Source organism: Nocardia sp. NPDC004711, from assembly GCF_053601595.1.
The window spans coordinates 22,566-48,937 of record NZ_JBSGCB010000029.1; the positions used below are offsets into that span (position 1 = coordinate 22,566).

Here is a 26,372-nt window from a genome sequence, read left to right on the forward strand (position 1 = left end):
CGGGGTCCTTTCAGGCCCTGGGTATGGCCGTGGTGCCGACGTCACGCCGAAGGAACGTGCCGGCCGTGCGTGAGATGCCGCTGAATCTGATCCACATCCGAAACATGGAAATCGTCGCCCTCGCCGGAGTGCCGGCCCTGCCGCCGGTGCCCGCCTTCTACCACCGGCCCCGGACAAGCGGCGACCTGCTCAGGCAGACCTTCGGCAGGATCCTCGACCAATTCGGCATCGACCACCACCTTTTCGCCCGCTGGCATACTCCCGATGAAGCCTGATGAGCCACGCGCGCAACGATTTCCGCGACTTTCTGGACACGCTAACTTCAGCGGGACCGATGCTCGGATCGGGAGACAGTCGAAGCGCTGCGCTGTGATCTTCGGTGGAAGGTCGTGTGTGGGCTCGCGTTGGACGACGGGGGATTCATAGCGCGCTGACGTATTGGCGGCGCGGACTGGCGGCTTCGGATCGGCCGAATCGGATCCTCGATTCCGTGCCTGCGGTCATCACCGAAACCGTTGTGCTGCAAGATAATACACATCGCACGTTGGATTCGGTAGTACTCGACGCGGTCGCTACCCAGGACACGGTGATGCAGTCGATTGCGGCGATCCGCAGGGTCCGCCGCCAGGTTCCCCGCGGAACTCATCGACACGCGATGCCGAGCCCATGATTACGACGACCCGGGCAAGCGGTGGTTGTGCTGGGATGTCCGGCGCGTTGCCTTCAGAGGATTGTCAGCTGGGCAGCCCTGCAGCGAGCTCGATGGTCAGCGCTGTATGGGTCTCGTCGGCGAGCGCGGCCGCCCGAAGCTTCGAGAGATGTTCGGCCGCATCTGGGTGCCCGGTTAGTTTGTGGGCAGCGTGCATGAGTTTTCCGAAACTGTCGGTGCCGTGTTCGAAGGTAGCGCCGTAGCCCTTGAGCACACTTTGGCATTCGAGGATCTCGCGAGCGAGGTCGGCATCGAGTGGGGCAGCGGTCGATGCTGCTTTCAGCCACTCGTCGATGGCATGCTGTTCGCGCTGATAGCGCAACGATCGTGGGCGCAAAGGGCGAAGTCGGGCTGTTATCGACAGGGCGGTGTAGCCGGTGATCGAGCTGGTATTGACGGTCATGCCTCGACGGGTGAATTTTCGGACCAGACGCTGGAAGGTGCCGGATCGGCGCAGGACCGAGCCGACTCGAGCCGGCATGGTGTCGGTGATCTCGTCGATCTGTGGGTGGAGGTACTCGCGGACCTGAATCAGCTGGCCCGGTTCGGCACGCGCCTCGGAGCGGATGCGATCCATGCGGTGTCGCCGGATTTTTTGCAGCGCAACCTGAATGGTGTCCTGATAGCACATCCACAGTGCGACCTGCCGGGCCGCTTCGATGGTGAGCAGCGCGCTGCCCTCGGCATCTGGATCTACTGCCGCGAATTCTCGCACGCGACTCAGATATAGCCGTGAGTACGAAGTGTTCTGATACACCGCAGTGCGGACCAGGCCGTGCAGGATCATGGACCGCGCCGCAGGCGGGAGCTCTCTGACGGCCTCCGCGAGCTTCCGCAGTTTCGGGCCGACGAGCGCTGCGGGGTCCATGGCGGCTATTTCGGTGCGGCGCTCATCTTCCCGTGCCTTGCGCTCGTCGGCGGTAAGCGGCCGGGGAATGAGGGTCAATTCCACTGGCTGTGAAGTTCGCGGCGGGATCGGGGATTCGGTGACGGTCGGTGCGGCGGCAGCGCTGAAGCCGTCGGCGAACGCACGTAGGGACTGTTCGATCCCTTTGCCGAAGCCGCGAATCGGCGCTTCGAATTGTTCTCGGGTGAACGGTAATACGCCGGATCCGGCCACGGCGCCGAACAGCGCCGCACTGATCACGCTGCGGTGGTGCTCGGCTACTGCCATGAAGTCGGACGCTATCAGTCGCTTCGATCCGCGCCGGGCCACGTCCAGCAGCGTCGCGCTGTCGACCCGACCGTCGCCGAGAGCCATCTTCTCGTCGATCGAATACACCCTGTGTGTGGAGGTGAACAGGGTGGTTCGATCCGGTGTTGTGAAACCACGTTGGACGGCACGGGCGGCTTCCATCAGCTCGGAGGCGATCACGATGTCCACTTCACCGGGGGTGGGGAACACACTCAGCACAGGTTCGCTGCGTCCGGTTCCGGTGATGTGGCCGGTTCGGGAGGGCGGGAACAGTTCCACGTAGTACACGGTGGATCCGGTGCGCTGGGCGACACCGGGCACAGACGTGGTCTGGGCGAAGTAGTCGGCTGACTCGGCGACTTCCACGATCCAGTCGGAGAGCACGCCGCCGCCTTCGCCGCCCATGGCCAGGATCGCGACTGTTATGGGGCGCTGTCCGGTGTACCAACCTGTCATGGTGTTACCTCGAATCCGGCGGCGCGGCGCTCTATTCCGCGCGCGAGCATGGTGATCCACCAGGTGCGCAGCCGGGCCAGCATGCGATCGCGCCGGGTGGGGTTGTAGACAACGTCCGTCCGGTAGAAGGACGGACACAACACGGCCGCATGCGCGTTGGCGCCGCACACTCCGCATCCGACGCAGCTGTCGAGCACGGTCGCGATCGGATCGGTGCGCATGGGGTCGGGGTTGTCGGTGATGGTCAGCGACGGGCAGCCGGAGATGCGGATGCAGGCGTGGTCACCGGTGCAGGTCTCCGGGTCGACGCCGAAACGTTCGCGGACCACCCGCTCGCCGGCCTGCAAGGCCTGTGCCCGCTGCGGCTTCTCACGTCGTTGCCGGTTGAGCTGGCATTCGCTTTGCATGACAAGGACTTTCGGCCCTGTCTCATCGGTGGTGAGCGCATCGACGAAGGTGTCGCGCACGGTGGTGACGTCGTAGGTGTTGTCTATGGTCCTGGCCCAGTTGACACCGATGCCGCGGACGGCCCGCTCGATGGGATGTTTGGTGGAGCGGGTCGGCAGGTCGGCGTGCGAGGAGAGCACGTCCTGACCTCCAGTGGCGGCTGCGTAATCGTTGTCGACGACTACCAGTAGCTGGTCGTTCTTGTTGAAGACCGCGTTGCCGACGCCGCTGCTCAGCCCGTTGTGCCAGAAGCCCCCGTCGCCCATCATCGCGATGGTTCGGCGGTCGGAGCCCTTCGAGTTCAGCGCCGCCGCAGCCGCCGAACCGAGGCCATAGCCCATGGTTGTCGCCCCCAGATCGAACGGTGCGTTTATCGAAAACAAGTGACAGCCGATGTCGGCGCTGATGTGATGTTCACCCGTTTCGCGTTCGGCGAGCTTCAATCCGCTGAAGATGGGTCGCTCCGGGCATCCGGTGCACAGCCCGGGCGGTCGGGGCCGCACGATGTGCGGCTCGACCCGGACCGCGAACGGGCTCGCCGGGTCATCGGCCGAGCGCAGGAGCGCGGGTTCGGCAGTGATGACCTCGGGCAGATATCTGCTGAGAAAGCTATGCACTCCACGCGTGACGACCAGCGAGGTGTACTCGCCCGCCATGGTCAGCATGTCCTTGCCGTGCAGTTTTGTGGGTATGTCGGCACGGCGCAGGATGGCATTGATGTTCTGTTCGATGAAGTCCGGCTGGCCTTCTTCGATCAGCAGCACCGAGCGCTTGCCAGTGCAGAATCCGATGACTTCTTCGTCGATCACCGGGTAGGCAACGTTCATTACGTACACCGGTACCCGAGTGTTGCCGAACGCATCCGAGCAGCCGAGCAGTTCCATCGACCGGTTGAGGGTGTTGTACAGCCCGCCTTGAACGATGATTCCGACGTCAGCGAGGTCATCGCCGAACACCTCATTGAGCCCATGGTCGCGGATGTGCTGCACCGCGGCAGGCCACCGGTTTTCGATCTTTTCCTTCTCATGTTGAAAGTTGGCCGGCGGCAGCACGATTCGACTCACGTCGCGAGCGGGCCGCCGGGTCGCTTCGGTGACCGTCATCGGAGGCCGCTTGTTGTCTTCGGCCTCGAACGCTCCATGCAGGTGACAAGAGCGCAGCCGCAGCAGCAAGAACACAGGGGTGTTGCTCGCCTCCGACAACTCGAAGCCGGATTTGACCGCGTCCACGATCGCAGTGATGTTCGGCCGCGGATCCAACAGCCACATCTGCGATTTCATCGCGAACGCGTGCGAACGCTCCTGCATGATGCTCGAGCCCTCGCCGTAGTCCTCGCCGAGAATGATGAGTGCTCCGCCGGTGACGCCGCCGCTGGCCAGATTCGCCAGGGCGTCGGCAGCAACGTTGGTGCCCACGGTCGACTTCCATGTCACCGCGCCACGTAGCGGATAGTGCACCGACGCGGCCAGCATCGCCGCCGCGGTAGCTTCCGAGGCGCTGTTTTCGAAATAGACGCCGAGCTCGTCGAGTACGTCTTTGGAATCGCCGAGCACGTCCATGAGATGGGAGATCGGTGCGCCCTGGTAGCCGCCGACATAGGCGACGCCGGCCTGCAGCAGCGCCTTCGTTACTGCCAGGATCCCCTCCACATGCAGGGTCGTACCGGAGCCCTGCCGCAGTTTGCCGACCTCGTTCGCAAAAGACCGTTCCGCCATGGTTTTCCCTCCCTTATCCGGCGTCGCGTTCGACGAGTGCGAGCACCCGCGCCGGGCTGCCGGACCCGCCGACGATCGGCAGCGGGGACACGATCAGCAGGGCGCCGGTGGCGGGCAGTCGGGCAAGGTTGCGCAGACTGGTCAGGCCCCATTTGTTGGCGCCGAGCAGCTGGCTGTGGCAGGGGAAGGGCGGTTCGAACCCAGCGGCCGCACCGGCGTCGGTGCCGACGGTTTCCACGCCGAGTCCGGTCAGTGCAGACTCTTCGGCCAGCCACTTGGCGCAAGCGGCGGAAACGCCGGGTGTGTGCCCGTCATTGGTGAACGCGGCCGCATCCTCACCTCGGGATTCCCATCCGGTGCGATAGAGCAGCCAGCCGCCCGCCGGGAGTGGTCCGTGCTCGTTCTCCCAGCGGCGGATGTGATCGATTTCCAACAGGAATTCCGGGTCGTCCGCGACCTCAGCGGTCATGTCGATCAGTGCAACGGGCGCGAACAGTGTGCGCATCGGGGCTTGCGAGACATCGTGTCCGTCACGGCCGCTCAACCAGTGCACCGGTGCGTCGAGATGGGTGCCCGTGTGCTCGCCGGTGTGGATGTTGTTCCAGTACCAGGCGGGCCCGCGGTCGTCGTAGCGGCTGATCTCCTCGAGCCGGAACGGGACGGTGTTGGCCAGTGGCGGCGGCAGCTGCAGGATCGGGGTGGACTCCTGCAACGGAGTAGTGAGATCGATGATGTCGACAGCGCCGGAGCGGGTCGCTTCGATGACGGCGTTGAGCAGAGACATCGTGGCTCCTGAGGTGAGGTAACTGGTGTCGAAGTCTGATGCGGTGGATCGGGCCGAGCTATCCACAGCACGCGGCGGTTGTCCGGCCGGCGCAATCCACCGGCGGCGCTGTTCAATGTGCACGGAACAGTCTGCGCAGCTTGCGATTTCGCGTGAGCGTTCGCGCTACGAGGTGTCCCGATCCGCCGCTCAATCCGGGGCCGGGATGCGTGGATGCGCCGATCTGCCACAATCCGGACACGGGTGTCGCATGCCGTCCGGCGGAGGGCAACGGGCGCCAGAGGTAACTTTGGTCCAATTCGCACGAACCCCCGTAGGGATCGCCCGTGACGGCATTCGGGTTGTGTGCGGCCAGATCGGCCGGGGTGATGACGTCGACCGCGAGCACTTTTCGGGGAAGGTCGGGAGCGTGGGTGGCGATTCGCGCCAATACACGATCGGCGAAACTCCGTGCCAGCGCCGGAGTCCAGCCATGAGTGGTATCCAGCGCTCCGGCCGCATCGCCTACCGGTGCGAATGGGACTTCCTGCAGTTGCAGCCAGAGTGCGGCCGTACCCTCCGGCACCCTGCTGGGGTCGAGCAGGTACTGCTGGCCGACGACGACGGTCGGTCGGCGGGGGAGCAGCCCGGCTTCGGCCTCGGCGCAGGCGATTCCGGTGCTGTCGGATCCATCGGAGACGTGAATCAACGGAATGTCCCGCAATCGGGTGTCGGCCCAGTCCAGCGGCGCCGACAAAGCGACATGGACTTGCATTTCCGCGCGGCCGTAGCGGAAGGTGGCAGCCTCGGCGCGGATGGTGGATGACACTGCGTCAGGTGGTAACAGCTTGTCGTACAACGCGGTTGGCGTCACCGAAGCGAGCACCGCGCGGCGGGCGTAGGTGGCGTGGCCATTGGCGACGACCCCGACTGCTCGGCCGTGGTCCACGAGGATCCGCTCCACGAAGGTGGAAGTTCGCACCACGACGCCCAGGGAACGCAGCAGCGACTCGAACGCTGTCAGCAGCCCGGCGGATCCGCCGGCGACCACCGGCAGTCCGGCCCCGTGCAGGGTGGTCGCGAGCAGCGGAATCATCAGTCCGCCTGAAGCATGATCCGGAGAGAGACCCGCGTGCAGCAGCCACGGTGCATAGAGGTGATCGACCTCGTGGCCGCGAAACTCGCGGCGCGCGAATCCGCGACCGCTGGTGAGCGCCATCCGCAGCCAGTCTTCAGTGCCGCGTCGCCCGCCGCGGATCAGCCCGGCCAGTGGTCGGAGGGCGGACGGCGAGCGCAGTTCGGCGTCCATCAGTCCGCCGATCGGTGCCGCACTCGCCGCAAGCCGGGCCAGCATCGCGAGATATGCGGTTCGGTCGTGGGGGTCAGCGAACTCCATGACGGTGCGTTCCGGATCGCGGTGTGCGATGGTGACGCGGCCGTCGTCGGCAACGCTGGCGGTCACCCATTCTTCGGTGTTGCGGAATTCGAGTCCGTGTTCGTGCAGGTAGGGTCCGAGGCTCGCATAGGCGGCGCCGGAGACGAACAAGGGATGCCAGGACGAGTAGGTGTCGTGCCGGTAGCCGGGAAGAGTGCGTTCTTCGGTGGCGATGAATCCACCGATCTCCGCATTACGCTCCAGCACCTGCACCGACCAGCCGGCCAGTGCCAACTCGGCCGCGGCCACCAGCCCGTTGACCCCTGAGCCGACGACAATCGCGTCGGCTTCGGTTGTGATGTCGGTCATAGGACGCACGGTAGGGTTGCGGGACTTGCTCGGCTATACGCTGCGCGCGGCATCTGTCCGGATCGTGCGGTCCGATGGCCCGGGCCGGCGGTGCGACCCGAGCTCGAATCTCACGCCCGCCGATATCCAACCAGGATGGAATCGTCGACATCGGGCAGGTTGACGACGATATTGTCCGGAGTGCGGCAGGTCAGCCAGACCAGCTTCTCGGCGGTGCTCATGTTCACCTCGACGTGCGGCATGAACGGTGGCACGAATACGAAATCGCCCTCGCTCATGTCGACGTACTCCGCATAGTTCTCCCCGTAGTAGATGCGTGCCTTCCCGGTGAGGACATAGCCGCCGGTCTCGGCTTCGCCGTGGTGATGGGGCAAGGAACGATAGCCGGGTTCGTTGGTCACCTTGCCGTACCAGATCTTGGTCGCCGGGGTGTGCTGCGGGCTCACGCCCGAGACGCGCACCGCGCCACCGGACTGTGCCGTCTCGGTGTACTCCGCTCCGGCTCTGGTGACAATCGGAGCGACCTGGATGGTGGAGTCGCTGGTCATCATGATTCCTTTCCGTCCCGCTGGGCGGGCTCGATATCATTGGGGGACAGGGTGATTCGATTGCGCAGCAGGCCGATGCCCTCGATTTCGGTCTCGACGACATCGCCGGCACGCAGGTAGCGCGGCGGGTCCGCCGCGATGCCGACACCCCCCGGCGTGCCGGTCAGTACGACGTCACCGGGACGCAGCACGGTGAACGCGGAGATGTACGACAGCAGGGTCGCCGGATCGAAGACGAGGTCGTCGGTGGCCCCGGTCTGCTTCTCGGCGCCGTTGACTCGGCAGACGATGCGGAGGCCATCGGCGGGGTCGGCCTCGTCGGGCGTCACCAGATCAGGACCCAGTGGAGTGGTGGCGTCGAATGCCTTGCCTTGCAACCACTGTGAAGTCCGCCGCTGCCAGTGGCGCACCGAGAAGTCGTTCGCGACGGTGTATCCGGCTATGGCTGCCCGCGCCGTGTCGCGATCGGCCCGGCGCAGGGTGGCGCCCACAATGATCGCGAGTTCGGCCTCCCAGTCGAACAGCACCGTTTCGGGCGGGCCGGGCAGGGCGATGTCGGCGTCCCAGGCAGTGAGGGTGTCGGCGAATTTCGCAAAGAGTGTGGGGAATTCGGGCGCGGCTCGACCCATCTCGGCGATGTGGGCGCGGTAATTGTGGCCGCAGCACACGATCTTGGTCGGCGCTGTCACTACCGGCGCCGACCGGCCGGGTGGCGGCTGCGCGCCGGGCAGCGGTCGGACCGAGCGCCAGTTCTCGTCCGAGAGCAGCGCGCCGACGTCGGTGGCCGTCGTCGCATACCACTGTCCATCGGCGTGGACTTCGGCGCGACTGCCGTGGTCGTCGCGGAGAACTGTTCGCAAACGCATCGCTGGGGACTCCAGGAATTCGGCCGGGTTGCCCGCGGCGGCTTCGAACGCCGGGAGCGGAAGCTCGGATATAGCGTTCTATTGACGAGCATCAATGTAACACCATACTGTGGTTCGGACCACCCCGGTTCGAATCGGCTCGCCGCCCGGTGGGTCTCCGCAAGAAAGAGGCGATCATGCCCGTCGACCACATCAATCCGCCCGAGCTGGCGAAACCCTCCGGTTTCGCCCACGCCACGCGGTATCGCGACATCGTTCATCTGGCGGGCCAGACGGCCTTGACACCCGAGGGGACGATCGTCGACGGCGGTATCGTCGCCCAGTTCCGGCAGGCGCTGGCCAATGTGATCGCGGCGCTGGAAGCTGCGGGTGGAAAGCCGCAGAATCTACTGTCGGTGACCATCTATCTGCTGGACATTCCCGGCTATCAGGCCAACGCCAAGGAAATCGGCCGGCTCTGGCGCGAGTTGGTCGGCGAGACGTACCCGGCGATGGCCGGGATCGGTGTCACCGCGCTCTGGCAACCCGAAGCGCTCGTGGAGATTCAGGCCGTAGCCGCACTGGGCTCCGAACAGGCCTGACATCACCGGCTCGGTGCGGCCTCGGAATATGGCGCGACATCGACGGCGGTTAACCATAAGCAATGAGATTGTATTGGCCTCACCAGTTCGAAAGGGCCGAGCTTGATGCTCACACCCTCCGCGCACAACGACACCTTCTGCCGGGACAATCTCCCGCCCGAAACCGACTGGCCCGATCTGGTCTTCGACCTGGCAGGGTTGCACTACCCCGATCGACTCAACTGCGCGAGCGCCTTGCTCGATGCGACGGTAGCGGTCCATGGCAGGGCCAGGCCCTGCCTGTACGCCGAGTCCGAAACGTGGACCTACGGCGATCTTCTCGACCGTGCGAACCAGATTGCGCATGTGCTGGCCGACGACTACGGCCTGGTTCCCGGGAACCGTGTGCTGTTGCGCGCTCCCAATACCCCGTGGCTGGTTGCCTGCTGGTTCGGTGTCGTCAAGGCGGGTGGGGTGGTGGTGACCACCATGCCCCTGCTGCGTGCTCCCGAGCTGACCAAACTGATCGAGCTGACCCGCCCGGCGCTAGCTTTGTGTGATCACCGGCTGCTCGACGAACTGTCCGCGGCCGACACCGCCTTGCGTATCGCCTCGGTCGGCGGGCCAGGCGACGAAGACCTGATCCGCAGGGCGGCAGCGAAACCGGTCGTCTACACCGATGTGCGGACCAGTGCCGACGACGTGGCGCTGCTCGCGCCGACCTCGGGTACGACCGGAATGCCGAAGGTCGCCATGCACTTCCACCGCGACGTGCTGGCCATTGCCGACACCTTCTCCACGCATGTGCTGCGACCGCACGGCGCTGATGTCTTCATCGGGACACCGCCTCTGGCATTCACTTTCGGCCTCGGTGGGCTGGTGATTTTCCCGCTCTCCGTCGGAGCGTCGGTCGTGCTGCTGGAGAAGCCCGATCCGGATGCGCTCGTCGCCGCGATCGAGAAGTATTCGGTGACAGTGCTTTTCACTGCGCCGACCGCGTACAAGTCTTTGATCAAGCGCGACGATCCGGCGCGCCTGAAATCCCTGCGCCGGTGCGTTTCGGCCGGTGAACATCTGCCCGAAGCCGTTTTCGAGCGATTTCACGAACGGACCGGGCTGAAGATCATCAATGGTCTCGGTGGCACCGAGCTCCTCCATGTCTTCATCTCGGCGGCTGACGACGACATCCGCCCCGGCTCCACCGGTAGGGTCGTGCCCGGATTTCGTGCCGAGATCCAGGACGACGACGGCAATCCGGTACCGGATGGCACTCCCGGCCGGCTGGCGGTGCAGGGACCAACCGGGTGCCGGTATCTGGCCGATCCCCGTCAGCGTCAGTATGTGCGCAATGGCTGGAATCTGACCGGCGACACCTACACCCGCGACGCCGACGGCTACTTCTGGTACCACGCCCGCAGCGACGACATGATCGTCTCCGCCGGATACAACATCGGTGCACCGGAGGTCGAGGCAGTCCTCGACCAGCACCCGGATGTGGTCGAGAGTGCTGTGATCGGGGTTCCCGATGAGGACCGCGGAATGATCGTACACGCGGCGGTGGTGCTCCGGCACGGCGTCGCGGGCGACGCGGCGAAGGCTCGGGAGCTCCAGGACTTCGCCAAAAGCACTGCGGCACCGTACAAATACCCGCGCAGTATCGAATTCGTCGACAGCCTGCCCCGCAATCCCAGCGGCAAGCTACAGCGGTTCAAGGTGCGCGAGAACTGGGGGACGCGATGACCGGCATCGTAATTGAGCGTGTCGTGGACTGGCAGGACACCGACGCGGCTGGGCACTACCACCACAGTACGGTTGTGCGCTGGGTGGAGGCCGCCGAAGCCGCACTGCTCGACCGAATCGGGCTGCGCTGGCTGTTCGGCCGTATTCCACGAGTGCGATATGAAGTCGACTACCTGGAGCGCCTCTGGTTCGGCGATACCGCGGCCATCAGCCTGTCGGTGGCCAATGTCGGCCGATCCTCGCTCCGGTACGACTTCATCATCACCAGGATCCCCGCGGTGACGCAGCCGCCACGATCGGAACCGTCGACGATCGCGGCCCGCGGCGTCCTGACCGCCGCCCATGCGCCCGACGCCGACAGGGGCTCGCTGCCATGGCCCGACAACATTGCCGCGGCCTTACGCGGCGCCCCGATACCCGAATTCGGCTCGGCCGAGTCGAACTGGCAGCCAACTGAATTCGAACCGACCTCGACCCGAAGAGCGTGAAGCTTCATGCGTATCGCCGTGATCGGCGGAGGGCCCGCAGGGCTGTACTTCTCCGCCTTGATGAAACAACTCGACTCCACCCACGACATCACCATCTGGGAGCGCAATGCTCCCGACGACACCTTCGGTTTCGGTGTGGTGTTCTCCGACGAGACCCTCGGTGGCATCGAGCATGCCGACGAGGAGATCTATCGTGCGATGAGCGAGCAATTCGCCCGCTGGAGCGACATCGATATCCACTACCGCGGTGAGGTCCGCACCTCCGGCGGTCAGGGGTTCGCGGCGATGAGCCGCAAGGAGTTGCTGCACATCTTGCAGCGGCGATGCGCCGATCTGGGTGTCACGATCCATTTCCGCACGCTCGCGCCGGATGTGGAGGAGTTGTCCGCCACCCATGATCTGGTGCTTGCGGCCGATGGTCTCAACTCCGTGGTGCGGACCCGTTTCGCGGATGTGTTCGGCCCGGATCTGGATCGGCGGCACAATAGGTACATGTGGCTGGGCACCGACCGGGTGTTCGAGGCATTCGAGTTCTTCATCAAGCACACGCCGTACGGAGTCATGCAGGTACACGGCTATCCGTTCAGTGCCGAGCAGAGCACATTCATCGTGGAGATGCACGAATCCGTATGGCGGAAGGCCGGTTTCGATGCGTTCGCCGACCGCGCGTTCTTGCCCGGCGAGAACGACGAGAAGTCCATCGCGTTACTGGCGGAGATCTTGGCCGACGAGTTGGACGGCCACGGTCTGCAGGCCAACAACTCGCGGTGGATCGACTTCACCACGGTCCGCAACCGGACGTGGCGGCACGGCAATGTCGTGCTGATGGGCGATGCCGCGCATACCGCGCACTTCTCCATTGGCTCGGGCACGAAACTGGCCATGGAAGATGCCCTCGCGCTCGCCGCCTGTCTGCACGAAAACGACTCCGTCGCAACCGGTCTGGAGAAGTACGAGCAGGAGCGACGACCCGTCGTGGAGTCCATTCAACGGGCAGCCCAGGCCAGCCTGGAGTGGTTCGAAGCTATCGGCAACTACACCGATCAAGCGCCGGATCAGTTCGCCTTCAATCTCCTCACGCGCAGTCGCCGTATCACTTACGACAACCTGCGGCTGCGTGACAACGGATTCGTGAACCGGATCGACGGGTGGTACCTCTCGAACCAGGACGACACGCCGCAGAACGAGGCGGTGATCGGCGACGAAACTCGTCCGCCCATGTTCTATCCGTTGCGGCTCAAGGGAATCGAGCTGCCCAACCGGATCGTTGTCTCACCGATGGACATGTACTCCGCCGTCGACGGTGTGCCCACCGATTTCCACCTGGTGCATCTGGGCAGCAAGGCGCTCGGCGGCGCTGGGCTGGTAATGACCGAGATGGTGTGTGTGTCGCCGGAGGGGCGCATCACGCCCGGTTGCGCAGGGCTGTACACCACCGAACAAGAGCGGGCGTGGGCCCGGGTCGTGGACTTCGTGCACGCCAATTCCCGCTCGAAGATTGGTGTGCAACTGGGGCATTCCGGCCGCAAGGGCGCCACCAAGGTCATGTGGGAGGGCATCGACGATCCGCTCGACACCGGCGGCTGGGACACCGTCGCCCCGTCTGCCATCCCCTACGGACCCGACAGCCGCACCCCGCGTGAGATCACGTGCGAGGAGATGGACGAGATCACCGAACAGTTCGCTCGGTCGGGCCGGGCCGCCGCCCACGCCGGGTTCGACCTGCTCGAACTGCACTGTGCGCATGGATATCTGCTGTCTTCCTTCCTCTCCCCACTGGCCAATCAGCGCACCGATGACTTCGGCGGCTCGCTCGAGAACCGTTTACGCTTCCCGCTGCGCGTCTTCGATGCGATCCGAGCGGTGTGGCCCGCGGATCGGCCACTGTCGGTGCGTATTTCGGCCACCGACTGGGCAGAGGGGGGCAACACCGTCGACGACGCTGTCGAGATCGCTCGCGCATTCGCCGAACACGGAGCCGATGTGCTGCATGTGTCCTCCGGCCAGGTGGTCAAGCATGAGAAGCCTGCGTTCGGGCGCAGCTATCAGACGCCGTTCGCGGACCGGATCCGGCAGGAGGTCGGTGTGCCCCACGGCATCTCGGTGGTGGCGGTCGGTGCCATCTCGTCCTACGACGATGTCAATTCGGTCCTGCTCGCCGGGCGTGCCGACCTGGTGGCGATCGGCCGCGCTCACCTGTGGGATCCGCAGTGGACACTGCACGCCGCTGTGGACCAGCAGTATGTCGGCGCGGCGGCGGAATGGCCCGCGCCCTTCCGCGCTGGTAACCGCAAACCGCCTAACGGCCGTACCGACGGCCCGCCCCCGCGTCTTCAGCTGATCCGCGCGGCTGCAGGGGCAACGACCCTCCGGCGACGCTGGCAGCCGCCGGAGGTCGGTGTGAGTCGCTGAGTACGTTCGCGCAGGATCTGTTCGACGTCCCCCGCCCGGCAACGGGCGGGGGATTTGCCTTGTGGTGTGGGCTATTTCCGGGCGGCGCGGTCACGTTCCAGTCGAAGTGTCTGCGACGGCGATTCGCCATAGCGATCGCGGTAAAGGATCGAGAAACGGCCCGGGTGCAGGAATCCCCACCGGATCGCGATATCGGTCACCGTGGCGGTTATCGGATCGGCCTGCAACAGGTCGGTCCGCACGCGCCGCAGTCGTACATCGCGCAGGTATGCCATCGGTGTCGTGTCGTAGTAGCGGCGGAAGCCGTCCTGGAGCGTGCGTGTGCTCACACCGATTGCCTCGGCAATGTCGTCGATGGTGAGGGGTTCATGGGCGTGGGCTTCGATCAGATCCGCGGCCTGCGCGATGGGCCGGGCCACGGTCGGCTGTGGTCGCCGGTCGAGCTCGTCGCGGTAGTTGTGCGGCTGGCCGAGCAGCAGCTGGCTGACGAGGAGCCCTTCGAATTCCCGGACCGGTATGGATTCCGGGATCTCGGCCGAGCCGACGGCCTCGGTCAACAGCTTGAACAGCCCGCTCCAGGTGCGGCCGGCCGGGGTCGTGAGATCCATCCGCGGGGTGAATACGAGGGGCGTGGTCGGTTCCCTTCCGAGCTTTTTGCGCAGCACGTCGTGAACCGATGCGCGATCCAAGCGCAGCAGCAGTTGCCGATTCGCCCCTTCCCACGACATCGATACTCGCGGTCCGGGATCGAGTACCGAGGCCACTTCCGGTGTGGAGGTGAAACTTTCGGCTCCAACGGTGATCGTGGCGCGACCGACGAGCGGGACCTGGACGAGGTAGAAGTCGTCGAGGTCGCGCGGGTCGATGCGGACATCGGTGCCGTACTCCAGGTAGTACACGCCCACGCTGTTCCAGCGCAGGCCGTTGAAGTGTGCGTCGAGTCCGGTACCGCGGCTCAGTGGTGACAGCCGGTGATCGCAAAAGGCCTGGCCGACGGTGTCGCGTACGACGTCGGGGTCGCTGGAGGCCGCAAGGCGGTACCGGCTGAGCGGGCGGTCATCATGCTTCATGCTTCCTCCAGGCGACACACGCACGCATATCGTCTTCCTGACCGTCGTCATGATTGCGCGTTACCAGTTTGTTCCATCCCGGCGTCATGCGTGTCAAGAACCGCCGGATCGACGCTGTGCGGACAAGCTCCGCGTTTGCGGGATAGCCGACGATCCAGCCGCTCCTTACCGTGACTCGGGTCACACTAGCGTGCGTAGCTCGGAGGGCAGCATGTCAATCCCAATCTCACTGTCCACGAAAACGGCGATCGTTACAGGTGGCGCCACCCTCTTCGGGACCGGTGTCGTAGCCGAGCTCGTCGCCGCGGGCGCGCAGGTGGTGGTAGCCGATATCGACGAGGTGGGAGGGGCGGCGGTTGCCGAGAAGTTCGACCGGGCCGTGTTCGTCCGGACCGACATCACCAGCGATGAATCCATCCGACGTTGCGTCAGTGCGACGGTCGAAAGGTTCGGCTCGCTCGATGTCCTGGTCAACCTGGCCTGCTCGTACGGAGACGATGGCGCGGACACCGACCGGGCAACCTGGTTGCGGACCCTGGACGTCAACCTGGTCAGCGCGGTGCTGTTCGCTGCCACCGCCCGTCCCCATCTGACGCGGAGCCGCGGAGCCATCGTCAACCTGAGCTCGATTTCGGCGAAGGTCGCGCAGGCCGGTCGGTGGGTATACCCAGCAAGCAAGGCCGCTATCGCCCAGGTCACCCGCAGCATGGCGTTGGATTACGCCGCTGACGGTATCCGAGTGAATTCAGTGAGCCCGGGCTGGACCTGGTCGAAAATCATGGACGAGCTGTCCGCCGGCGACCGCGCGCACACCGATTCCGTCGCAGCGCCCTTCCACTTGCTCGCCCGCACCGGCGACCCATCCGAGGTGGGTCGTGTGATCGCCTTTCTTGCCTCCGAAGCGGCGTCGTTCGTCACCGGCGCCGACTGGGCCGTCGACGGCGGCTACTCCGCTCTCGGCCCGGAGCAGACCGTGAGTGCCATCCCGCAACTCGCCGCCGAGAGCGCTCCGGCGCACTGACCCGAACCCGAAAATCAAAGGAACACAATGCGTACCATCACCATTATCGGTGCCGGTCAGTCCGGCCTGCAGCTCGGCATGGGTCTGCTGGATGCCGGATACGACGTCCGGATCGTGTCGAACCGCACCCCCGAAGAGATCTTCACCGGCCGGGTGACCTCCAGCCAGTGCATGTTCGGCAGCTCGCTGGCCCGAGAACATGCACTCCGTCTGGATTTCTGGGCCGAGGGATGTCCGGATGTGGACGGCATCGCGTTCACTGTTCCCGATGACAAAGGGGGTAAGGCGATCTCCTGGGCTTCCCGGCTGGACCTTCCGGCGCAATCTGTCGACCAGCGGGTGAAGATGCCACGCTGGATGGGCGAATTCGAAGACCGCGGTGGTCAGCTCGACATCCATGATGCCACCCTCGACGACCTCGAGAGATATGCGCGCGAGTCCGACCTGGTGCTGGTGGCGGCCGGCAAAGGCGACATTGCCAAGCTGTTCGAACGTGACTCGGCCCGTTCGACATTCGATCGACCGCAACGGGCGTTGTCGCTCACATACGTGACCGGTATGGCACCCCGCGAACCGTATTCGGCAGTGTCGTTCAATATGATTCCCGGAATCGGCGAATACTTCGTATTCCCGGCGCTGACCACGACCGGCCCGTGCGAGATCATGGTCATCGAGGGTGGGCCCGGCGGTCCGATGGACTGCTTCGGCGGTGTCACCGACCCGCACCAGCACCTCGAGGCCGCGAAGAAGATCGTCGAAACCTACCTGCCGTGGGAGGGCGAACGTTGCCGCGACCTCGAGCTCACCGACGACCTGGGCGTGCTCGCCGGTCGTTTCCCGCCCACCGTGCGCCGCCCGATCGGGGTGCTTCCTTCGGGTACTCCCGTGCTCGGCATGGCCGACGTCGTCGTGCTCAACGACCCCATCACCGGGCAGGGATCCAACAACGCCGCCAAATGCGCCGCCTCCTATCTGGCGAGCATCCTCGAGCACGACGAGCGCCCCTTCGACCGGCAGTTCATGCACGACACGTTCGAAAGGTATTGGGACTACGCGAAGTACGTGGTGACCTGGACCAATGCGCTCCTGGTTCCTCCACCCGAACACGTACTGGCGATGTTGGGCGCGGCCGGAACGAGTCCGCGTATCGCTCGGCGCTTCGCCAACGGTTTCGACGATCCGCGGGACTTCTTCCACTGGTTCATGGACCCCGACAGCGCGCGGTCGTACCTCGACGACCTCGCTCCGGCGGCATGAACGCCCAAGAGCCCCACCGTATCGCCATCATCGGGGCAGGGCAGGCCGGAGCCTTGCTGGCGCTGGGGCTGCGGCGCCACGGCTGCACGGTAACCTTGATCGGCGACCGCCACCCCGACGAGGTCCGGACCGGTTCGGTGCTGTCGAGTCAATGCCTGTTCGGGTCAGCCTTACGGGTCCTGAGCCGCATCGTCGACGTCGAGGAAGACGCCCCCGCTGTCGACCGTCTTGCACTGAGCATCGACGGTGTGGGGGAAGTGGTTTCGGCGTTCGAGACTCCTGCGTACTCGATCGACCAGCGCGTGGCCTGCGCGGCCTTGATCGAGGCGTTCATCGCCGAGGGTGGAAGTTTCCACGTCGAGGACGTCACCGTAGAGCGTCTGGATTCCCTTGCGGCACAACATAGTCTGACCATCGTGGCGACCGGTACCGGCGACCTGGGCCGGATGTTCGTCCGCGATCGGGTGCGGTCGCCGTACGACCGTCCGAAGCGGGCGCTGGCCGTGGCGTATGTGCGCGGTCTGCTGCCCGACGACTCCGGCGCCGACCTCACCATCTCGGTGATGCCGGGGGTAGGGGAGGTGATAACGCTGCCGGCGCTCACCACCTCCGGCCCGTGCTCGATCCTGGTCGTCGAAGCGATCCCGGGCGGACCGATGGATCGCTTCGACAACGTGAAGACACCGGACGAGCATCTGCGACGGTGCGTGGAGATCCTCGACGACGCGTTTCCGAAGATCGCGGCCCGAGCCCGCGACATCGAGCTGACCGATGACCGCGGTGTGCTGCGTGGCCGGTTGACGCCCACGGTGCGACGGCCGGTGGCCTTCACCGCGTCCGGGCATCCGGTGCTGGGGCTGGCCGACGCGGTGGTGCTCAATGATCCCCTGACCGCGCAGGGCGCGAACAACGCTGTCCATGCAGCAGGTATCTACCTCGATGCGGTATTACGGCACGGCATGAAGGCGTTCGACACCGAGTGGATGCACGAGGTATTCGAATCCTTCTGGCGCAACTGGGGGCGGTGGTCCGTGGCGTGGACCAACCGCATGCTCACCGAGATTCCAGAGCATGTGCTGGATTTCGTGCGGATCGCCGCGGACGAGCCAGCGGTGGCCGGGTTGTTCGCAGCTGGATTCGACGACCCCAGCGCCATGCACGACTGGTGGTTCGACCGGTCCGATGCCGAGCGCATGCTCGATGCGGTCCGGTCCGAATCGAATGCGGTCGACCCGCGGGACTTGCGAAATGCCCTCGGACTGTACGCGACCGGTGTCACGGTGGTGACCGCACGCGCACCCGATGGCCGCAAGGTTGGGGTGACCGCCAATTCGTTCACCTCGGTCTCGCTGGATCCACCGCTGGTCGCCTGGTGCCCGGCCAAGAAGGCACCGAGTCTGCCCGACCTTGTCGCGGCGTCGCATTTCGCCGTGAACGTGCTCGCCGTCGACCAGCACGAGCTCTCGCGGCAGTTCGCCACGCCCGCGCCGGACAAGTTCGCCGGTGTGGCCCACCACGACGGCATCGCGGGAGTTCCATTGCTGGACAACAGCATCGCGCGCTTCCAGTGCCGGACCGTACAGCGGGTAGAAGCCGGTGATCATGTCATTTTCATCGGCGAGGTCGAGCAGTTCGACACCTGTAATGGTCAGCCGCTGGTCTTCCACTCCGGGGGTTACCGAATCGCCGCCGATCATCCCGACTTCTCTTGAACGACAACGTCGCTCGCCCACCGGTCGTCCGGACGGCAGTGGTTCCCGTCGCGTGGCCGCCACCTTGTCCTATGATGTAGGCTATCCGTGACGATCGAAATAGTGACTCTATATAATCGCTGCCGTAGTTCGTACCTGCGAGCTGGGCTCTGAACGGACGGATCGATGCAGACCGAAACCCCGACCACATCCGCGATCTTCACTGCGGCGGTAACGCTGACGCCGACAGAGCCGCAGCACTTCGATTTGGCCTTCGACGCCACTACTCAGCCATGTCCATGGCCCAAGGCTTATGGAGGCGATCTGGTGGCTCAGGCCGCGGCATCGGCGATGCGGTCCGTGACCGATGGCAAGACGCTGCATTCGATGCACAGTTACTTCCTCCGCCCTGCCGATATCGGGGCCGTGGTGCGCTACGAGGTGGAGTTGCTGCGAGATGGGCGCGGCTACAGCACCCGCCAGGTCCGGGGTTATCAGAACGGCAGGCCGGTCTACGTCTGCCTGGCAAACTTCGCTGCTGGTGAATCCGGCGGCACCTTCGCCGCGCACATCGCGACTCCCGTCCCCGATCCGGACGAGTTGCCCAGCTCTGCGCGATATCTCGCCGACCGTCACGGCGGGACCATGACCGAGGAGTCGAAAACCTACTGGTCCGAAGGCAGAAGCTTCGACATGCGCCACGTACCGGGCCCGGTATACCTGACGATTGAAGGAAAGAAGGCACCGCACCAAGCGGTGTGGGTGAAACCATTCGACCCGCTTCGTCCGGTCGACGGTCTCACCGACACCCAACGCGACCTCGCCGCCCTCGCCTACGTCTGTGACTACACCATCCTCGAACCCGTTCTGCGAGTGCTCGACCTGCCATGGGCCCGGCCCGGCCTGGTCACCGCCAGCCTCGACCACGCGATGTGGTTTCACCGCCCCGGCCGGGTCGGCGACTGGCTGCTCTACGTGCAGGAAGCGGTCGCCGCTGACGCCGGGCGCGGCGTCGGAATCGGTCGCTTCTATGACCGCGACCAGCGTCATCTGGCGACTGTCTTGCAGGAGGGAATGATTCGCGCCTCGTGACCCAGGGGACGTATGGTGCAAATATGACGACAGGGCTGGAAGTGGTGCCGAATGTGCGCGGACGAGAAGCTCGCCTCGCTCAGTTGATCATCACCATCTTCGGTCTGTGCGCGCGCGCCGAAGGCAACTGGCTGTCCACGGCGTCGGTTATCGCGCTGATGGCAGATGTGGGAGTAGATGCCCAGGCGGTCCGATCGTCCATATCACGGCTCAAGCGGCGCGGCGTACTACTGAGCGAGCAGAACGCCGGTGCGGTCGGATACTCCCTTTCGGAATCGACGCTGGAGGCGTTGGCCGAAGGCGATGTGAGAATCTTCCATCGTGCCAGGGCATCCGAGGAAGACGGTTGGATTCTGGTTGTTTTCTCGGTGCCCGAGTCGGAGCGCGAGAAGCGCCATGCGCTCCGATCGAGCCTGACCCGGCTCGGCTTCGGCACCGCAGCACCGGGAGTCTGGGTCGGCCCCGGAACGCTGGCCCGCGAGACCCGTCAGATGTTGGAGCGTCGCGAGTTGTCCGGCTATGTCGACATGTTCACCGGCCGCCACCTCGGATTCGGTGACATGCGCGCGAAGGTGCGTCAATGGTGGAATCTGCCAGAACTCACTCAGCTGTACGCAGACTTCCTGCAGCGGTATCGGCCCGTCCTCTATCAGGTAACTGCGACGAATACCGCTCCGCGGGAAGCGTTCCAGCTCTACGTGCCGATTCTGACCGAATGGCGTCGGCTACCGTACCGTGATCCCGGTCTCCCATTGTCACTACTGCCCCCCGCATGGAACGGGGAGGCCGCCGGCACCTTGTTCGACGAACTGAACGAGGCCCTCGCCACACTCGCCCAGAAGCACGCGCTGGCCGTGATTCATGGGCAGCGCGCGAAGAGGCGGGGCCCGGCGCCGAAGGAGCGCTGAGCCCCGACGCCGGTCGATCCGGATGTTGGGCTGCCGCATCACAACCGATCCCGGCCGACGCCGACTCCATGCTCGATCAGCTTTGGTCGATCGCCGCGCGTACACCGCCTGGTCGACGCAGGGAGATCCGCGGCGCGTCATCAGTCACCACGCCGGAGATGCTTTGTGCTCGGACGAATCCGGTGATGTCGTCACTGCGTTCGACGATCTGGATGGTCAGGGCGCGAACAGATTTCGCCCGGTCGACCAGCGCGCCGACGTAGGCGCCGTCGGCCCGGACGACGCTGATGGTGTCGAACAGTTCCCGCAGCTGTCCCAGGGAGCCGGGCCGGCGCCGTCGCGGTCGTGGAGTGCTCGCGCCGGTGAGCACGATCAGCAGCAGGCCAAACAGTCGACGATGACGTCACTTTTGCGGCCTGCCACTTTCTTCTCTGCGTCGAAACCGGGTGGCACTGCCGACAATTTCGGCGGCGCGGATCGACTGCGAGTCGATGACCGCCGCGGTCGGATCGGGTTCGCGTCCCCGGCGCGACGACAGCAGTCTGTCTACGGATGCCAGGTATTCAGCACTCGCTCCAGCCCATGGCGCAGGGGAGTCAGATCGTCGGGCGCACGGGTGAATCGATCGAAGATCAGGCCGTCGAGCAGTGCGACGATGATGCGGGCATCATGATCGGGGTCGTCGGAACCGGCTGCAACGGCGATTGGCCTGACCGCACGCCACATCGCGGCAGCGCCGCTGCTGACGGCAGCTCTAACCGCAGGATTTCGGGTGCCTTCCAGTAGTACCTCGTACCTTGCGATTTGGTGGATCGGGTCACTTTCGATCCATTCGACGAGAGCTTGCTGAAGCGAGTCGTAGTCCGGCTCAGGTGAGCGGCGCGCCAGTACCAGCATCAGCTCGTGCATGAGGTCCGTCAGGCGCCTCTCGTCGAGTTCGGCGAGGCGCTCGACTGCGGCTACCACCAGATCGTTACGGGTACCGAAGTAGTAAGTGACAGCCCCATGCGGCACGCCGGCGGTCTCCTGCACCGACCGGTGCGTGACCGCTGCGAGGCCCTTCGTGCCGATCACCTGTATTGCGGCATCAAGCAGGCGGGCACGGCGGTCGGTGACATCTGAACTCTGTCGCATGAGGTCAGTATCGCATCCACTCTTGACAGCCCTAGTAAGTAGGTCTACAACTGTAGCAACAACTGCTAAAAGTGTAGTAATGCAGGCTGGGTGCTAAAGGAGTACTGGTGGCGATACCACAGAGGATCTTGATTGTCGGTGGCGGGATTGCGGGATTGACGTTTGCTGCCGCTTTGAAGCGTCACGGCGCTTCTGCTGATGTGGTCGACCTCGCGCCTGAATGGCGCCCAGTCGGTTCCGGAATTGCGATCGGATTCAACGGAGTTCTGGCGTTGAACTCCATTGGACTGGGGAGTGCGGTCCAGGAGCGTGGGGTTCGGCTCAACAGCGTGACGCTCCTGGACTCGGATGGCAACCGCATGAACGGATTCCGGTTCAGCTCCGTGGCGGATGTCTATGGAGCGTCGACAACCGGGATACACCGCGGGGCTCTGCATGACGTTCTCGCCGGCTCGCTCGAGGATAGTCCGCGGCTCGGGATTACTGTGACCGCACTGAGGGAGCTCGCCAAGGGTGTGGTCGCCGAATTCAGCGACGGGACCAGCGCGGAGTATGACCTCGTCGTCGGGGCCGACGGGAGAAATTCGAAGGTCAGGAAACTGGTCTTTGGAGAGGTTGACCGCCATTATGCGGGCTACTGCGCGATTCGAGTGGTCATCCCGCGACCGCAGGGGTTCGAAGGTATGTGCGAACTCTGGGGTAGTGGTCGGAGAATGGGGATACTTCCGATTGGTGAGGATCTCCTGTATTCGTACTCTACTTTTCTTTCTGCTCGAGGTGCTGTGCGGGATCCGTCCGAGAATATGAATCTCCTGCGTGAACTGTTCAGCGATTTCAAAGGACCGGCCAGATATATCGTGGATTCGAATCCGGATGAGGATGCGATCCATTACGGCGATATCGAACAGGTAATCCTACCCAGGTGGATCTCGAGGCGAGTAGTTCTGATCGGGGACGCGGCGCACGCCATGACCCCAGACCTCGGGCAGGGCGGTTCCATGGCAATCGAGGACGCGGTCACACTGGCTCGAATTCTGGTCGACTCGACTGAAATTCCGGACGCGTTGCATCGCTTCCAGGACAGCAGGTACAAACGAGTCCGAGACATGCAGCGTAAATCTCGTCAGTATGGATGGATGGTTCACAGGCGCACTGCACCTGCGCTTGCTGTACGTCGACGTGTTGTCGAGAGGTTCGAATCGGATCGCCTCGCGCGCACCACGGTTGCCAGCTTGATAAATCCAGTGGCCTGAACACTGTTAGGAACGGCGATGATCATCGAACTTGCCGAGGATGTATACCAGATTTGCGGATATCCAAGGTACTCTATCAATTCCTATGTAATCGACGGCATTCTAGTTGATGCCGGAACCAGGTACAGCGGCCGACGCATACTACGCGATATCGCGCGTTTCGATATTCGAGCGCATGCGGTAACGCATGCACATCCCGATCACTTCGGGGCGAGTAGGCGAATTTGCGAGGAATTGGGAATCCCTTTATGGGTCGGTCATGCTGATGCTGCAGCGGTCGAGACGGTCGGGCTGATGTACGACCGATTCCCGGATCATCCTGCTCCCAGGATATTGAGCCGCTTTCAGGGCGGTCCGCCGGCGGCGGTCGACAGGCGGCTTCGTGAGGGTGATCGGGTCGGGAGTTTCGAGGTCCTCGAAGTTCCTGGACACACGGTTGGCCACTTGGCGTTCTGGCGCGAGTCGGACCGGACTCTTCTGCTCGGCGATGTGGCGAGTGGCCACCATCCGTTCACGGGAGTGCGCGGATTGCGGGAACCGTTCGATTTCTTGACGGCGGATCCTCGAGGCAATCGCAAGTCCATTGCCCGACTCGCCGGGCTCGGCCCGGATTTGGTCTGCTTCGGGCACGGACCGGTATTGCGTGACGCCGACAGGTTTGCTGATTTTGCGGCCGCCCTCCAATAGTCGGAAAGAATTATTCGCAGGGAAGGAAGTTGTGAAGGTGGATATCCAAGAAATCAACAAAGACGTGGTGGTGCGCCTCATGGAGGCGTTTTCCGTGGCAAACCACGGATTGCTCGACTCCCTTATGTCCGATGACTATTTGCAGCATAATCCGACCCCCAACGGTCGCGAGCCGGTCAAGCGCATGGCGGACATCCTCCAGACCGCATTTCCCGATGGGCGGATGGTGATCAACGATATTGTTGCTGAGGGCGATAAGGTTGTAGCCAGAATCTCGATGACAGGCACACACACCGGACCGCTCATCGGGATAGCTCCGACCGGTAAGCACGTCGAAATGACTTCGATTGATATCTGGCGGGTGGAGAACGGGATCTGTGTAGAACATTGGGACGAGATTGACCGAGTGGGTTTGCTCCGTCAGATCGGTATGAAAGCGATTCTTCGTGCACTCCTGAAGAGCAGTAGCCGTCGCCAGATACTCTCCTTCGCGCGTGAGCAAGGGATCATGCGACGTTGAAATAGAACTGGGCCGGCGAGATGATCTTCCGGCTCGACATTCCGATGCGCAGAAGGCTATTACGCTGATTCGACATATGATCAGAGATTCGCACGCGTATTCATGATTGAGAAATATGAGAGAGGTTGAACATGAATTTTCCTGGTCCCGTCCGGACGTCGAGCGGAGCGCTTCTTCCCTTTGTCGCTCTGCCTCAGACCGAGATTCTGACGGTAAATGTCAGTGGAACACCGCTGATCAGGGATGCTCTAGGCCCGGGGGTGCATTTTCAGCCGCTGCGCCTGGACGTCGAAGCCGGTGTATGGCTGGTGTTGGCGACCTTCTCGCCCGGGGCGGTGATTCCACTCCACTATCACACCGGTATTGCTGAGGTCTATACCTTGTCGGGCAAGTGGTATTATCTCGAATATCCCGAACAGCCACAAACAGCTGGCTCCTATCTTTTTGAGCCCGCAGCATCCACACATACCTTCGTCTGCCCTGAGTCGAACACCGAGGACACAGTTATTCTCGTGCGCGTCGAGGGCGCCAATGTCAATTTCTCCGAGGACGGAAGCTATCACTCGATCCTTGATGCTGCGGCGCTCCGGTATCTGACCGAGGAACTGGCCAATGCCCAGGGCTTGGGACCTGTGGACTTTATTTCTGGGGGTGCCGCCGAGAACGCCCTGAAATAGGGAGTCGGTAGTAACCTCGATTTCACGCCGGGCCTTCGGCCCGGCGTGAACGCGTTCGGATCGGAGTTTTCCGATCGTATCCGGGTTGATGGGTGTGGTTGAGCAGCTTGTTTCATCGGGCTGTCTGCTGGGTTCCACGGGCCCGGTGGTGTTCTTCTCGATGGCTGTAGGGGTGTGGACGTGGCGGGCCACGCGGGTGGGGATCGAGAACAGCTGCAGCCGTTGGGTTTTCGGTTCGCAGCGGCGTGTGTCGTGGTCGTGCGGAGCGAGGGTCTGCATCCAGGCAGTCAGGTCGAGCGCGAGTGCGACGAGTGCGTGCCAGATGCGAATGGCGTCGACGCTATGGAACGGCAGGTTCCGCAAGCCGGTGTCCTTCGCGCTGCGGATACGGTCCTCGCAACGGGCTCGCCGTCGGTGTCGTAGGCAGGGGTCCGATCGGCAGGCGACGGGTGGATGTCCATGGCTTGCACGATTTCGTCGGTGAGCCATCGCCGTGGGCCTGATTGCGAGCCTGTTCGGCGCGGCGGAGAGCATCCAGCGTCATCCTTGCCGCAGTAGTCTTTCTGGCGTTCCTACCGCAGTACCGCCACGAACCTGTGTGCCGTGATCACGCCCCGGACTTCTTCTCCCGACTGTGCATGGTGGCCAGGCGGGCGGAGGCGGCCAGCCGGACTTGCTGCACCATATGGCTTTCGGCGCCTTCGGCGTCACCGACTTCGAGCAGGGCCAGCAACCTGGCATTGGAGTCCACGGCCTGTGTGGCCACTTTCGGGTTCGACCACACTGATTGTTCGATGGGGATGGGGTGACTCTCCCAGATCCACTGCAGGTGCCGGGCGATGATGGAGCGTCCGCCGGCGCGGGCGATCTGGGCGTGGAACTGCCGGCTGGCGGCGGCCATTCGCGAGGGGTCGCCCACATCGAGCGCGGTGCGCAGTTCCCCATGGATTTCGTGTAGCCGCTGCACTTCGGCGGGGGAGATCGAGGTGGCGGCGAGCCGAGCGGCCAGGCCCTCGACCGCGGCACGCAGCAGATACAGCTCTTCCATTTCGCCCGCGGCGAGTTCGGCGACCTTGGCGCCGAAATTCGGTTCGTAGACAACCAATCCGACCGATTCCAGATTCCGCAGGGCCTCCCGCACCGGCGTAATGGAGACGCCGAGGCGTTCGGCGACCTTGTCCTGCAGGATCGGCGTGCCGGGAGGCATTGCGCCGCTGAGGATTTCCGACCGGAGCACGTCCTGAACGTAACTGGCGCGGCTGCCGGGCGGTTTGACCTTGGCGTAGGTCGGGGCGGATCCGGTGGTACCGGTTTCGGGCTGTCCCGTTCCGGTTGCGGCCGATGCGCTGCGCCGTGCCATCGAGTCGGGCCTCCTGTTTCTCGTGTCGCCGTCTGTCCTGATCGTAGTGCCTTCACGGA

24 protein-coding genes and 2 pseudogenes are annotated in these 26,372 nt (G+C 64.1%); 15 read left to right on the top strand and 11 right to left on the bottom strand.

The annotated features are described in order from the left end of the window. The first annotated feature begins 23 nt into the window (after positions 1–23). Complete coding sequence (locus ACWEKS_RS27805) at positions 24–275, top strand: flavoprotein (protein WP_452342793.1); 252 nt, start codon at positions 24–26, stop codon at positions 273–275. 63 nt (positions 276–338) lie between these two features. Then, a pseudogene (locus ACWEKS_RS27810) lies at positions 339–707 on the top strand (transposase); the annotation flags it as partial. Positions 708–734: 27 nt separating this feature from the next. Here ACWEKS_RS27810 and ACWEKS_RS27815 read toward each other — a convergent pair. From ACWEKS_RS27815 to ACWEKS_RS27840, 6 genes are all read right to left on the bottom strand, one after another. Beyond that, positions 735–2,360 (bottom strand): indolepyruvate oxidoreductase subunit beta family protein, encoded by a 1,626-nt coding sequence (locus ACWEKS_RS27815; RefSeq protein ID WP_452342794.1) that lies wholly within the window; start codon positions 2,358–2,360, stop codon positions 735–737. Next, positions 2,357–4,522, bottom strand: coding sequence for a thiamine pyrophosphate-dependent enzyme (locus tag ACWEKS_RS27820; protein WP_452342795.1), 2,166 nt, complete (start codon positions 4,520–4,522; stop codon positions 2,357–2,359). Before ACWEKS_RS27820 ends, ACWEKS_RS27815 begins: the two co-directional genes overlap by 4 nt. A gap of 13 nt (positions 4,523–4,535) precedes the next feature. Continuing rightward, entirely contained in the window at positions 4,536–5,306 is a 771-nt protein-coding gene (locus ACWEKS_RS27825) for a cyclase family protein (RefSeq protein WP_452342796.1), read from the bottom strand. Between the two features lie 112 nt (positions 5,307–5,418). Then, positions 5,419–7,029, bottom strand: a complete 1,611-nt coding sequence (locus ACWEKS_RS27830) for a phytoene desaturase family protein (RefSeq protein ID WP_452342797.1) — start codon at positions 7,027–7,029, stop codon at positions 5,419–5,421. 110 nt (positions 7,030–7,139) lie between these two features. After that, a complete protein-coding gene (locus tag ACWEKS_RS27835; RefSeq protein ID WP_452342798.1) occupies positions 7,140–7,580 on the bottom strand; it encodes a cupin domain-containing protein in 441 nt (146 codons plus the stop codon). Further along, positions 7,577–8,443: a fumarylacetoacetate hydrolase family protein gene (locus tag ACWEKS_RS27840; protein WP_452342799.1), complete on the bottom strand. Its 867-nt coding sequence runs from the start codon at positions 8,441–8,443 to the stop codon at positions 7,577–7,579. The genes ACWEKS_RS27835 and ACWEKS_RS27840 overlap by 4 nt, the downstream gene beginning before the upstream one ends. Before the next feature lie 176 nt (positions 8,444–8,619). Between ACWEKS_RS27840 and ACWEKS_RS27845 the strand changes: the two genes are divergently transcribed. From ACWEKS_RS27845 to ACWEKS_RS27860, 4 genes are all read left to right on the top strand, one after another. Beyond that, the gene (locus ACWEKS_RS27845; protein ID WP_452342800.1) at positions 8,620–9,024 is read left to right on the top strand and encodes a RidA family protein; all 405 of its coding nucleotides are present in this window, start codon (positions 8,620–8,622) and stop codon (positions 9,022–9,024) included. Between the two features lie 105 nt (positions 9,025–9,129). After that, positions 9,130–10,743, top strand: coding sequence for an AMP-binding protein (locus ACWEKS_RS27850; protein WP_452342801.1), 1,614 nt, complete (start codon positions 9,130–9,132; stop codon positions 10,741–10,743). Next, positions 10,740–11,231: an acyl-CoA thioesterase gene (locus tag ACWEKS_RS27855; protein WP_452342802.1), complete on the top strand. Its 492-nt coding sequence runs from the start codon at positions 10,740–10,742 to the stop codon at positions 11,229–11,231. The genes ACWEKS_RS27850 and ACWEKS_RS27855 overlap by 4 nt, the downstream gene beginning before the upstream one ends. Before the next feature lie 6 nt (positions 11,232–11,237). Then, a complete protein-coding gene (locus tag ACWEKS_RS27860) occupies positions 11,238–13,643 on the top strand; it encodes a bifunctional salicylyl-CoA 5-hydroxylase/oxidoreductase (RefSeq protein ID WP_452342803.1) in 2,406 nt (801 codons plus the stop codon). 71 nt (positions 13,644–13,714) lie between these two features. On the opposite strand, the gene ACWEKS_RS27865 is transcribed toward ACWEKS_RS27860, so the two are convergent. Then, positions 13,715–14,713 carry an AraC family transcriptional regulator gene (locus tag ACWEKS_RS27865; RefSeq protein WP_452342804.1) on the bottom strand — a complete coding sequence of 333 codons (999 nt, stop codon included), beginning with the start codon at positions 14,711–14,713 and terminating at the stop codon, positions 13,715–13,717. Positions 14,714–14,924: 211 nt separating this feature from the next. Here ACWEKS_RS27865 and ACWEKS_RS27870 point away from each other — a divergent pair, with 211 nt between their 5' ends. From ACWEKS_RS27870 to ACWEKS_RS27890, 5 genes are all read left to right on the top strand, one after another. After that, a complete protein-coding gene (locus ACWEKS_RS27870; protein ID WP_452342805.1) occupies positions 14,925–15,734 on the top strand; it encodes an SDR family oxidoreductase in 810 nt (269 codons plus the stop codon). Positions 15,735–15,761: 27 nt separating this feature from the next. Further along, a complete protein-coding gene (locus ACWEKS_RS27875) occupies positions 15,762–16,991 on the top strand; it encodes a styrene monooxygenase/indole monooxygenase family protein (protein ID WP_452342806.1) in 1,230 nt (409 codons plus the stop codon). Then, complete coding sequence (locus ACWEKS_RS27880) at positions 16,988–18,703, top strand: flavin reductase (RefSeq protein WP_452342807.1); 1,716 nt, start codon at positions 16,988–16,990, stop codon at positions 18,701–18,703. Before ACWEKS_RS27875 ends, ACWEKS_RS27880 begins: the two co-directional genes overlap by 4 nt. Before the next feature lie 246 nt (positions 18,704–18,949). Beyond that, positions 18,950–19,774: an acyl-CoA thioesterase gene (locus ACWEKS_RS27885; protein WP_452342808.1), complete on the top strand. Its 825-nt coding sequence runs from the start codon at positions 18,950–18,952 to the stop codon at positions 19,772–19,774. Between the two features lie 23 nt (positions 19,775–19,797). Further along, positions 19,798–20,682, top strand: a complete 885-nt coding sequence (locus ACWEKS_RS27890; RefSeq protein ID WP_452342809.1) for a PaaX family transcriptional regulator — start codon at positions 19,798–19,800, stop codon at positions 20,680–20,682. Between the two features lie 76 nt (positions 20,683–20,758). Here the strand turns inward: ACWEKS_RS27890 and ACWEKS_RS27895 are convergent, their stop codons facing one another. Both ACWEKS_RS27895 and ACWEKS_RS27900 read right to left on the bottom strand, forming a co-directional pair. Beyond that, positions 20,759–21,052: a hypothetical protein gene (locus tag ACWEKS_RS27895; RefSeq protein WP_452342810.1), complete on the bottom strand. Its 294-nt coding sequence runs from the start codon at positions 21,050–21,052 to the stop codon at positions 20,759–20,761. 176 nt (positions 21,053–21,228) lie between these two features. Then, positions 21,229–21,816, bottom strand: a complete 588-nt coding sequence (locus tag ACWEKS_RS27900) for a TetR/AcrR family transcriptional regulator (RefSeq protein ID WP_452342811.1) — start codon at positions 21,814–21,816, stop codon at positions 21,229–21,231. 107 nt (positions 21,817–21,923) lie between these two features. Here ACWEKS_RS27900 and ACWEKS_RS27905 point away from each other — a divergent pair, with 107 nt between their 5' ends. The 4 genes from ACWEKS_RS27905 (at position 21,924) to ACWEKS_RS27920 (ending at position 24,953) form a co-directional block, all read left to right on the top strand. Continuing rightward, on the top strand, positions 21,924–23,069 hold the full coding sequence (locus ACWEKS_RS27905) for an FAD-dependent monooxygenase (RefSeq protein ID WP_452342812.1): 1,146 nt from the start codon (positions 21,924–21,926) through the stop codon (positions 23,067–23,069). Positions 23,070–23,087: 18 nt separating this feature from the next. Then, positions 23,088–23,756 (top strand): MBL fold metallo-hydrolase, encoded by a 669-nt coding sequence (locus tag ACWEKS_RS27910; protein ID WP_452342813.1) that lies wholly within the window; start codon positions 23,088–23,090, stop codon positions 23,754–23,756. Between the two features lie 31 nt (positions 23,757–23,787). After that, positions 23,788–24,276 (top strand): ester cyclase, encoded by a 489-nt coding sequence (locus tag ACWEKS_RS27915; RefSeq protein WP_452342814.1) that lies wholly within the window; start codon positions 23,788–23,790, stop codon positions 24,274–24,276. 131 nt (positions 24,277–24,407) lie between these two features. Continuing rightward, positions 24,408–24,953, top strand: coding sequence for a 2,4'-dihydroxyacetophenone dioxygenase family protein (locus ACWEKS_RS27920; protein ID WP_452342815.1), 546 nt, complete (start codon positions 24,408–24,410; stop codon positions 24,951–24,953). A 180-nt stretch (positions 24,954–25,133) separates the two neighbouring features. Here the strand turns inward: ACWEKS_RS27920 and ACWEKS_RS27925 are convergent. Beyond that, positions 25,134–25,376: pseudogene (locus tag ACWEKS_RS27925) on the bottom strand (transposase); the annotation flags it as partial. Positions 25,377–25,560: 184 nt separating this feature from the next. Next, positions 25,561–26,313: a GntR family transcriptional regulator gene (locus ACWEKS_RS27930; protein WP_452342816.1), complete on the bottom strand. Its 753-nt coding sequence runs from the start codon at positions 26,311–26,313 to the stop codon at positions 25,561–25,563. Positions 26,314–26,372: the final 59 nt, after the last annotated feature.